Annotated in this window: 10 protein-coding genes and 1 pseudogene; 6 read left to right on the plus strand and 5 right to left on the minus strand. The window is 69.3% G+C overall.

Annotation, left to right across the window (positions count from 1 at the left end):
* Positions 1–66: 66 nt before the first annotated feature.
* The 4 genes from NLI01S_RS24540 to NLI01S_RS25460 all read right to left on the minus strand — a co-directional run bounded on the left by NLI01S_RS24540 (position 67) and on the right by NLI01S_RS25460 (position 4,463).
* A complete protein-coding gene (locus tag NLI01S_RS24540; RefSeq protein ID WP_067609227.1) occupies positions 67–2,313 on the minus strand; it encodes a beta-glucosidase family protein in 2,247 nt (748 codons plus the stop codon).
* Positions 2,310–2,939 (minus strand): TetR/AcrR family transcriptional regulator, encoded by a 630-nt coding sequence (locus tag NLI01S_RS24545; RefSeq protein WP_067609230.1) that lies wholly within the window; start codon positions 2,937–2,939, stop codon positions 2,310–2,312. Before NLI01S_RS24545 ends, NLI01S_RS24540 begins: the two co-directional genes overlap by 4 nt.
* Positions 2,940–3,142: 203 nt before the next feature.
* Complete coding sequence (locus NLI01S_RS24550) at positions 3,143–3,811, minus strand: enoyl-CoA hydratase-related protein (RefSeq protein ID WP_067609233.1); 669 nt, start codon at positions 3,809–3,811, stop codon at positions 3,143–3,145.
* 394 nt (positions 3,812–4,205) lie between these two features.
* Entirely contained in the window at positions 4,206–4,463 is a 258-nt protein-coding gene (locus tag NLI01S_RS25460; protein ID WP_190318585.1) for a hypothetical protein, read from the minus strand.
* Between NLI01S_RS25460 and NLI01S_RS24555 the strand changes: the two are divergent.
* From NLI01S_RS24555 to NLI01S_RS24570, 5 genes and pseudogenes are all read left to right on the plus strand, one after another.
* A pseudogene (locus NLI01S_RS24555) lies at positions 4,459–5,298 on the plus strand (AraC family transcriptional regulator); the annotation flags it as partial. The gene NLI01S_RS25460 and the pseudogene NLI01S_RS24555 overlap by 5 nt on opposite strands.
* A gap of 32 nt (positions 5,299–5,330) precedes the next feature.
* Positions 5,331–6,131: a class I SAM-dependent methyltransferase gene (locus tag NLI01S_RS24560; RefSeq protein ID WP_067609238.1), complete on the plus strand. Its 801-nt coding sequence runs from the start codon at positions 5,331–5,333 to the stop codon at positions 6,129–6,131.
* 29 nt (positions 6,132–6,160) lie between these two features.
* The gene (locus NLI01S_RS26145; protein ID WP_190318584.1) at positions 6,161–6,313 is read left to right on the plus strand and encodes a hypothetical protein; all 153 of its coding nucleotides are present in this window, start codon (positions 6,161–6,163) and stop codon (positions 6,311–6,313) included.
* Positions 6,314–6,425: 112 nt separating this feature from the next.
* Entirely contained in the window at positions 6,426–6,908 is a 483-nt protein-coding gene (locus NLI01S_RS24565; protein ID WP_067609241.1) for a DUF1269 domain-containing protein, read from the plus strand.
* Between the two features lie 92 nt (positions 6,909–7,000).
* Positions 7,001–8,806 carry an alkyl/aryl-sulfatase gene (locus NLI01S_RS24570; protein ID WP_067609245.1) on the plus strand — a complete coding sequence of 602 codons (1,806 nt, stop codon included), beginning with the start codon at positions 7,001–7,003 and terminating at the stop codon, positions 8,804–8,806.
* Between the two features lie 120 nt (positions 8,807–8,926).
* Here the strand turns inward: NLI01S_RS24570 and NLI01S_RS24575 are convergent, their stop codons facing one another.
* Positions 8,927–9,376: a GNAT family N-acetyltransferase gene (locus tag NLI01S_RS24575; RefSeq protein ID WP_067609251.1), complete on the minus strand. Its 450-nt coding sequence runs from the start codon at positions 9,374–9,376 to the stop codon at positions 8,927–8,929.
* Between the two features lie 53 nt (positions 9,377–9,429).
* Between NLI01S_RS24575 and NLI01S_RS24580 the strand changes: the two genes are divergently transcribed.
* On the plus strand, positions 9,430–9,669 hold the full coding sequence (locus NLI01S_RS24580; RefSeq protein WP_067609248.1) for a helix-turn-helix domain-containing protein: 240 nt from the start codon (positions 9,430–9,432) through the stop codon (positions 9,667–9,669).
* Positions 9,670–9,829: the final 160 nt, after the last annotated feature.

The raw sequence follows: 9,829 nt of genomic DNA on the forward strand, positions 1-9,829 counted from the left end.
CCGAGGTTCCCGGCCCGAGGCGCCCCACCCGCACAACAGGGCAGGGCCATCGCTCACTCCCTACGTTCAGCCGGTGAACTCTCCTCGTTCGATCGCCGCCTGCCTGCGCGCTTCCACGTCCGTGACCAACAGGTCCACCATCTCCTCCGTCACGCCCAGCCCGAACGTGGACAGTGCCACGATCGGCATCGAGTCGGCCATTCGCAACAGCTCTTCCGGAACCGAGTCCAGTTCCTCCATCCCGGCCTGGACCTCGGCCAACACCGGTCCACCGATCGGGTTGGCCCGCCAGTCCTCGATGGTGGAACGTCTGGTCAGCGGTGGCACGAATCGGTCACCTTCACTCACGATCGCTCCGCTCAACCGAATGTCTCGCGAGGACGCGCCCACGGACACCGTGTAGGTACCCTCGGCCAGCGACCACCGCTGGTGTTCGGGGTCCCAGGTGGACAGATCACGCCGACTCACCGCCAACTCGACCCGCGCGCTCTCCCCGGGCTCCAAAGCCACCTTCGTGAACCCGCGCAGCTCCCGCACAGGCCGGGTCGGATACTCCTGCGCCGACCCCGTGTACAGCTGGGCGACCTCCTGTCCGGTCCGCGCACCACTGTTGGTGACGGTGAACGCCACCGTCCACGTGTCCTGTCCGTCCTCGGAAACCTCCAGGTCGGAGTAGTCGAACGTGGTGTAGGTGAGTCCGAAGCCGAACGGGTACGCCACCGGACGATCCAGGGTGTCGAAGTGCCGATACCCCACGAACACCCCCTCGCCGTAGCGCACGTGCCCATGTTCCCCGGGGAAGTTCAGGTAGGAGGCGTGATCGCTCAGCTTCAACGGGATGGTCTCGGTGAGCCGCCCGGACGGGGGGATCGCCCCGGTCAGCACGTCCACCGTGGCCGCGCCGCCCTCCTGACCCAGCAACCAGCCCTCCAACACCGCGTCGGCGTCGCCCTGCCAGTCGGCCACCGACACCACACCGCCGTTGGACAACACCACCACGACCCGCTCACTCACCCGCCGAATCCGGGCCAACAGCTCGATCTGCCCGGCGGGCAGATCGATGTCGGTGCGGTCGAAGCCCTCGGATTCCAGAGTCTCCGGCAACCCGAGGAACAGCACGGTGGTGTCGGACCCCTCCGCCAACGCCACCGCCTCGTCGGCCAGTCCCGGCGCCGCCGTCCCGTCCAGGGTGAACCCGGGGGCGAACCGCGCCGGAAACCCCTCGGACACCTCATCGAACGCGTCCAGCGCGCTGGTCACCCGGGTCGGCACGATGTGGGAGGAGCCCCCACCCTGATAGCGGGGCGTGCGGGCGAACTCGCCCACCACCGCGATCGACCGGCCCGGAACCAGCGGCAACGCCCCGCCCTCGTTCTTCAACAGCACCAGGGCTTCTGCCGCCGCATCGCGGGCCAACGCCTGGTGGGCCTCGTGCTCGGGCGAACGCGAGGTGTCGGTGGCCACCCGTTCCTGCACTCGGCCCAACCGCTCCACCACGGTGTCCAGCACCGCTTCGTCCAGTTCGCCCCGCTTCACCGCGTCGACGATCCGGTCGTCGGTTCCGGTGGGCGGCATCTCCAGGTCCAGGCCGGCGCGCACCGCCTCGACCCGGTCCACCACGGCGCCCCAGTCGGAGACCACCGCGCCCTGGTACCCCCATTCCTCGCGCAGTAGCGTGGTGAGCAGCCACGGGTCCTGGCTGGTGTACACCCCGTTGAGCCGGTTGTAGGAGCACATCACCATGGCCGGGTCGGTGGTGCGGATGACCTCCTCGAACGCCGGCAGGTAGATCTCGCGCAGGGTACGTTCGTCCACGTCGGAACTGGACCGCATCCGGTCGGTCTCCTGGTTGTTGGCGGCGAAGTGCTTCACGCACGCCCCCACACCCTCGGACTGGACGCCTTCGACCAGGGCGGCGGCTATCCGCGCGGTGACGTGCGGGTCCTCGGACACGTACTCGAAGTTGCGGCCGCACAGCGGGGAACGCTTGATGTTCATGCCCGGGCCCAGCACCACGTCCACGCCCATGGCGCTCGCCTCGGTGCCCAGGGCCGCGCCGACCCGCCGAACCAGGTCGACGTTCCAGGTGGCGCCGAGCCCGACCGCCGGTGGGAAGCAGGTGGCGGGCACGCTGTCGCCGATGCCCAGGTGGTCGCCCTCCTCCGGCTGCTGACGGATGCCGTGTGGGCCGTCGGCCAGGTGCAGGCGGCGCAGCACGCTCGGGACCGGGGTGCTGTGCCAGACCCCGGATCCGGAGGTGGCGGCGGCCTTCGCGGTCAGGTCGGGTTCGGGTCGGGGTGTTTCGGTGCTCATGAGGGCCTTTCATCAGTGATGGGGGGCGGGGCCGACGTGGGGATTCCCAGGGTGTGCAGGAAGGAGACGACCGCGGCGCGCATGTCGACGGCGCCGGGGTCGAGGAGCCACTGGACTTGGAGCCCGTCCTGGAGGGCGATGAACTGCGTGGCGGCGACCTCGGGGGTGATCCCAGGGCGGCCGTCGAGGAGGGTGGCGAACGCTGACGCGAGGTGTTCACGCAGGACGCGGTAGCGACCGAAGAAGTAGTCGTGGGCGGGGTGGGTGGGGTCCGTGGCCTCCGCGGACAGGTTGACGAAGAGGGAGACCAGGCCGGGGGAGTCGGTGTTGCGTTTCACGAGCTCGACGAGGTTGTCGATGAGCTCGCGGTGGCTCAGGTCCGCGTCCAGGACAAGTGGGGCGTCGATCTCGTCGCGCCTGCTCAGGACGTGTATGAGCAGGGCTTCCTTGTTGGGGAAGTGGTGCAGGACCCCGGCATGGGAGAGACCGGCGTGGGCGGCGATGTCGCGGAGGGAGGCCGCCCGGTATCCGGAGCGGGAGAAGAGTTCGGCGGCGGCGTCGATGACGTGCCCACGGGTGCGTTCGCCCTTGGTCGGACGCTGGCGCGGGTGCTCTGTGTCGGTCACGGGGCTCTCCTCGCACACGATCTCGTGGCGGCGGCACAAAACCTACCGCCTGGTCAGATTGTGGCACAAGGCACAGTTGGCGGATTCGCGGTGGCCCCGGCGGGTCCGCGCGCACGCCCCGCACACGAAAAGGCCCCTTCCGCCGACCTTCGTGTCGGTGGAAAGGGCTCGGATGTGCCGCCGAGACGACGACCCCCGCGCGGTCAGATGACCGGTTCCTCCTGGCGCAGCAGCTCCAGCGCGGGCGCGTACATGCGGTCCTTGATGGTGCCCAGGGTGGTGGCGTCCTTGCCGGCCAGGGAGCGGGCCAGCTCGATGGCGGTGGGGCGCACCTCCTCCTCGGACACGGCCCGGTCCACGATGGCGGACTTCGCGGCGTCCTCGCCGCCGTAACGACGGGCGGTCACCATGGCCTCGTGCGCGGTCTGCGGGGCCAGACGGGCCTGGATCAGCGCCGACATCGCCGGGGTGAAGGGGATGTTGATGTCGGCCTCGGGCAGGCACCAAAATCCCCGGTCGGCGCGCATCACGCGCAGGTCGTGCGCCAGGGAGAACATCGCGCCGGCGGCGAAGGTGTGCCCCTGCAGGGCCGCCACGGTGGGCATCGGCAGGGCCAGCAGGCGCCCGAACAGCCGGTGGACGCTCGCGACGTACTCCTTGTAACGGTCGCCGTTGGCCATGAGCCACTCCAGGTCCAGGCCGTTGGAGTAAAACTTGCCGGTGGCGGCGGTGACCAGGGCACGCGGGCCCTCCGCCTTTTCCGCCTCGTCCAGGGCTGCGTGGACCGAGGCGATCCAGTCCGGGTGGAAGCGGTTCTCCCCGTCACCGATGTCGAGAACGAAGACCTCGTCGTGGCGTTCGAGCGTGGGCATGGGCGTGCTGCCTTCCTTCGTTGGTGGGGCCGTCGGCGACCCGCATGTTACTGACAAGTAACCTATGTCGGACAGCATAGACCAGGAGGATCCACCGTGTCTCGGCCCTGCCGGCGTGCCCGAGCCGCTCGGGCCGGGTTGGAGGCTCGTGCGTCGAATTCGGTGCTCGCGAGGGCGATCGACCCGCTGATGAGCCGTCCCACGGAAAGACAGGTGCCACAGGCCGGCCCGGTTTCCCTACCGTCGCTCTCATGTCCGGTGCTGTGCCGCATGGCCATGCTGTAGTTCCTCATCGCGGTCGACGTGACCGTGGTCAAGTCGCCCTTCCCTCGATCGGCGCCGACTTCGGCGTCGGTGGCCACGCCCAGACCTGAGGTCGTGGTCGGGTACACGATCACCGACCCCAGGCGCCTACCCTCGCGGCGCACGCGACGTACGCCTCGAAGCTGCGCTCCGGGCGTCCGAGGGCTCGCTCCACTCCATCGGTGGTGGCAGTGTTCCGCCCGTCCAAGACCTCTTCGAAAAGCGCGGCCAGCCCGTGCGCCACGTCCTCGGGGATCCCCTGGGCGGCAGACGCGGCGACGAACTCCTCCGTGGTCACCCGCCGGTACTCCACGGGCCAGCCCGTCGCCGCGCCCAACACCTCGCTCACCTCGGGGACCCTGTTGCTGGACACCGGTGCCGAACGGGTCGAGGCCGCGCCCGGGGACGTGCTCTTGATCCGAGGACCCGAACCCTACGTGGTCTCCGACCGACCCGGTCGGGTCCCGACCATCACCATCGAACCGGGGCAGCGGTGCGTGGCCGACGACGGCGCCGAACTCCACCTGGCCATGTCCCACGGCGTCGGAACCTGGGGAAACGACTCCGACGGCGAACACGGCGCGATCCTTGGTTCCTACGAGGACCCCGGAGAGGTCGGTCGTCTGGCTCTGGCCGCCCTGCCCAGGCTGGCGGTGCTGCCCACCGGTTCGGTCGATCCCATGGTCGTCTCCCTCCTGACCAGGGAGATCACCACCGCTCGGGTGGCCCAGAGCGCGCTCAACGACCGACTACTCGACTGTCTGCTGGTCATGGCGGTCCGCGCCTGGTCGGAGTCGCATCCGAACGCCGCCCCGAACTGGCTCAGCGGCCGGCGGGACACGGTCGCCGCCCGGGCCCTGGACCTGCTGCACGAACACCCCGCCCGGCCGTGGACCCTGACCACTCTGGCCGGAGAGTGCGCCGTCTCCCGCGCCACCCTGGCGGACCGGTTCTCGCGGGCGGTGGGCGACCCGCCCATGTCCTACCTGCGAACCTGGCGACTGACCCTGGCCTGCGACCTGTTGGTCGCCGAACCCCACCTCGGACTGGAGGCGCTGGCCGCCCGGGTGGGGTACGGGAGCGGATTCGCCTTCAGCGCCGCCTTCAAGAAGCACGTCGGCACGAGTCCGTCCGGGTACCGCAGATCCAAGGCCTTCGGCCCCCGGACGGTGGGTGTCCCCTAAGCTGTGGCCCCGTCCCACCGGAAGGGGAACCGTTGAACGACCGCACCCAGGCCTTCACCGGGCTCACCGAGGACTACCGGGCCCACCGGCCGGGCTACCCCCCGGAGGTCCTGGACCTTCTGCGGGGCCACGTGCTCGATGGTGTCACCGACCCCCGGCTACTGATCGACGTCGGCTCCGGCACCGGTATCTCCACCCGCGCGCTGCGCGCCGCCTTCGGCCCCGGGCCCAGGATCGTCGGGGCCGAGCCGGGACACGACATGCGCGCCACCGCCACGGACGAGGGCGGCGGTGTCGAGTACGTGAACGCCCGCGCCGAGGAGATCCCATTCCCGGACGCTTCCGTCGCCCTGGTCCTCACCGCCCAGGCCGTGCACTGGTTCGACCGCCCGGCCTTCTTCGCCGAGGCCGTTCGACTCCTGGAACCGGGTGGCACCCTGGCGGTGCTCAGCAACGACCGCGACCTGCGCAGCGCCTTCGTCGACGAGCACGAGAGGCTACTGGAGCGGTACAGCCCCGGTTACGACCGTCACTACCGTTCCTACGACCTGGTCGGTGAACTCTCGGCCACCGATGGGCTGACCGGAACCGCCGAGCACACCTTCGACTGGACCCGCGAACTCACCCTCGACGGCTACCTCGGCATGGCCATGTCCTCCAGCAGGACGGCGGCCGCCGCCCGCGAGATCGGACAGGACCGTCTGCGCACCGAACTACGCGCCATCGCCGACCACCATTTCCCCGACGGGCCGGTCCTGGTCCCCTACACCACTCGACTGGCCCTGGCCCGTCGCGTCCGCGTCGGTGGCTTCTCCGCCGATGGGGCCGGGTAGGGGACCGGTAGGACCGGTAGGGAGGAACCGTGGAACTCGGCACGCTGGGCCACCTGATGGTCGCCACCGCCGTCCTGGTCTGGGGCTACGTCCTCTACCGGCTGGTCCGCCGCCAGGTGAGCCGGGAGAACGACCCCGACGACCCCGGGTTCGGCCCCGGTGGTCCCCTGCGTGATCTATGAGGTTTTGCGTGAATCGTCCCCCTCGCTGACGTTGACCAAAGATGCCCCGGGAAAGGCTCCGGGCCAAGGCCCGGGACCTCGGGCCGGGAACCGACGGCGAGGGAACACACCCATGGCGCAGCTGATCGTATTGGGGGTCGCCGACCGCGACACCGCGGAGAGGGCGCTCGACATCGCATCCGACCTGGGTAAACAGGAACTCCTTCGGCTGGAGGACGCGGCCTATGCCTACAAGGACGACAAGGGACGCCCGCGCATTCACCAGACCGTCAACCTGACCGGCTACGGCGCCGCCGGGGGCGCTCTGTGGGGCACCCTCATCGGCATGCTCTTCCTCAACCCGATCCTGGGCCTGGTCGTGGGGGCCGGTACGGGCGCGATCGCGGGGAAGCTCAGCGACGTGGGCATCGACGACGACATGATCAGGCAGATCGGCTCCGAGCTCGAGAAGGACCGCGCCGCGGTGTTCCTGCTCGCCGATGACGCCACCATCGACCGGGTCGTCGACGCGTTCAAGCCTTTGCACCCCACCATCATCCAGACCAACCTGTCCAAGGACAGTGAACGGGAACTCGTCGAGGCGCTCCGCTCCTGACGGACCTGGATCCCGAGGGCCCCAGAGCCCTCCCACGCCGCCGATACAGGCCGCCCGTGTCGGCGGCCGTCGGTACGACGAGGAGACTAGTGATGACCGGGAACGGACACGAGGGCGCGGCCGCCGGAGACGACTTCGCCGACGCCGACCGTGGACTCATCGCCAGACTGGAACCGGGACAGATCAAGAACGAACAGGGCCGGGTGGTGTGGGACACCGAGGCCTACGCCTTCCTCGAGCAAGAGCGTCCCGACACCGCCCACCCCGGCCTGTGGCGCCAGTCCCGCCTGTGCGCGAAGCAAGGCTTGTACGAGGTCACCGAGGGGATCTACCAGGTCCGAGGCCTGGACCTGTCCAACATGACGCTGGTCGAGGGAGACCAGGGCGTCCTGGTCATCGACCCCCTGGTCTCCGCCGAGACCGCGAGGGCCGGCCTGGAGCTGTACCGTTCCCAACGTGGTGATCGGCCGGTCAGCGGGGTCCTCTACTCGCACTCCCACGTCGACCACTTCGGTGGGGTCGGTGGTGTCACCGAGGGCAACGTGCCCATCCTCGCCCCGAAGTGGTTCATGGAGAACGCCGCGTCGGAGAACGTCTACACCGGCCCCGCGATGGCCCGCCGCGGGTTGTTCCACACCGGTGCCCACCTGTCGCCGGGTCCCCGGGGACAGATCGGGGTGGGGCTGGGGCAGGCGAGCTCCACCGGCACCATCACCCTCATCGCGCCCAACCGGGACATCACCCGCACCGGCCAGGAGGAGGTCGTCGACGGGGTGCGCATCGTCTTCCAGATGACTCCCGGCACCGAAGCGCCCGCGGAGATGAACTTCTACTTTCCCGAACACCGGGCGTTGTGCATGGCGGAGAACGCCACCCACAACCTGCACAACCTCCTCACCCTGCGCGGGGCGCCGGTCCGGGACGCGCGTGCCTGGGCGCGGTACCTGGACGAGACCGTGGAGTTGTTCGCGTACGACTCCGACGTGCTGTTCGCCTCCCACCACTGGCCCACCTGGGACACCGACCGGATCGTCCGCTTCCTGTGCGAACAACGCGACCTCTACGCCTACCTGCACGACCAGACGATCAGGATGATGAACCTGGGGATGGTGGGTTCGGAGATCGCCGAACGGATCCAGATGCCTCCCTCGTTGGAGCGCGCCTGGCATACCCGCGGTTACCACGGTTCGGTGAGCCACAACGTCAAGGCGATCTACCAGCGGTACATGGGCTGGTTCGACGGCAACCCCGCCCACCTGTGGCCACACCCGCCGGAGGAGGCGGCGCGACGGTACGTGGAGTGCATGGGCGGTATCGACGAGGTGGTCCGCAAGGCCGGCGATTACAAGGCCGAGGGCGACCTCAGGTTCGCCGCCACCCTGCTCGACCACGCGGTGTTCTCCGACTCCGAGCACGAGGGGGCGCGCGCCGCGCTGGTGGAGGTCTACGAACGGCTGGGGTTCGGTTCGGAGAACGGCACCTGGCGCAACTTCTACCTCCAAGGCGCGGCCGAACTGCGGCACGGCAAGCCGGAGAGCGCCATGGAGACCAGCACGGGGGTGACCTCGGCGCTGTCGCTGGAGCAGCTCTTCACCTCTGTGGGGATCCGGATCAACGGTCCCAAGGCGTGGGAGGAGCACTTCGTCATCGACTGGGTGTTCACCGACCTGAACACCACCCACCGGAGCACTCTTTCCAACGGGGCGTTCACCACCAGGGAGAAGCCGCGTCGGGGGGAACCGGACCTGACCGTCACGCTGAACAAGTTCCGGCTCCTGCGGCTGCTCGCGGGCAAGGGCACGGAGGGCATGTCGTTCACGGGCGACGAGACGCTGGTGGACAGGTTGCTGGGTCTGTTGGACCTCCCCGACCCGGTCTTCGCCATCGTCACGCCCTGACCGTCACGTCCCGATCGTCATGTTGCGGAGGTCGTGGCCTGGGCGGCGACGCCGTCCAGGCCATCTCCCACCCGGTACGGTCTCGTGCGGTCTCCGAGCGGCCGGTCGGGGCCCCGGAGCTCAGGCGAGGGGCTTCTTGAAGCCCACGTGCGACGCCTCGTATCCCAGACGCTCGTAGAAGCGGAGGGCGTCCACGCGGGTGGCGTCGGAGGTCAGTTGGAGCAGCACGCAGCCGCGCTCCTTCGCCTCGCGTTCGGCCCACTCCAGCAGCTCGGTGCCGAGCCCACCGCCGCGCTCGTCGGCGTGCACCCGTACCCCCTCCACCTGCGCGCGGGTGGCCGCCGTCCTGGACAGCCCCGGAAGAACGGTCAACTGCAGGGTGCCCACCACTCGTCCGTCCCGTCGAGCCACCGCCAGGTACTGGTGGGGGTCGGAGTCGATCACCTCGAAGGCCTTCCGGTAGGGGGCGAGGTCGTCAGGGGTCTCTCGGGAGGCGCCGAGGGGGTCGTCGGTGAGCAGGGCGACGATCGCCGGGATGTCCTCGGCACGCGCGCGTTCGATGGTCGGCATGGGGATCAAGATACGCGGCGACGGCGACACGCGGTGTCAATTATCGTTGACCCATGGAGAGCACCGAACGACTGGAAGAGATCGCCGGTTCCCTGCGAGGCGAGAACACGCTGGAGTCGCTGGAATCGCTCGTGGAGTTGCGCTCGGAGTCCGAACGTGTCGAGGCGGTCCTGGTGCGCCGCGCCCGTAACCAGGGGCTTACCTGGGCCCGGATCGCGGAGGCGCTCGGGGTGTCCAAACAGGCCATCCACAAGAAGTACGGCGGGCGAGGCCTGCCGGCGTCGCGGAAGTAGCCCGAAGGGACAGGTCGGCGCACCGCCGCGGCAGGTGGCCCGACCCGGTTCGGGGAACACCTCGCCGAAGTGCACGTTCATGCTGAGGATCCGCAGGGTAGGACCCCCGGGGTATCGACACAGGGTGGGACGCGCTTCGCCCCGACCGTGTTCGAACCAC

Source organism: Nocardiopsis listeri NBRC 13360 (assembly GCF_001570765.1).
GTDB lineage: Bacteria > Actinomycetota > Actinomycetes > Streptosporangiales > Streptosporangiaceae > Nocardiopsis > Nocardiopsis listeri.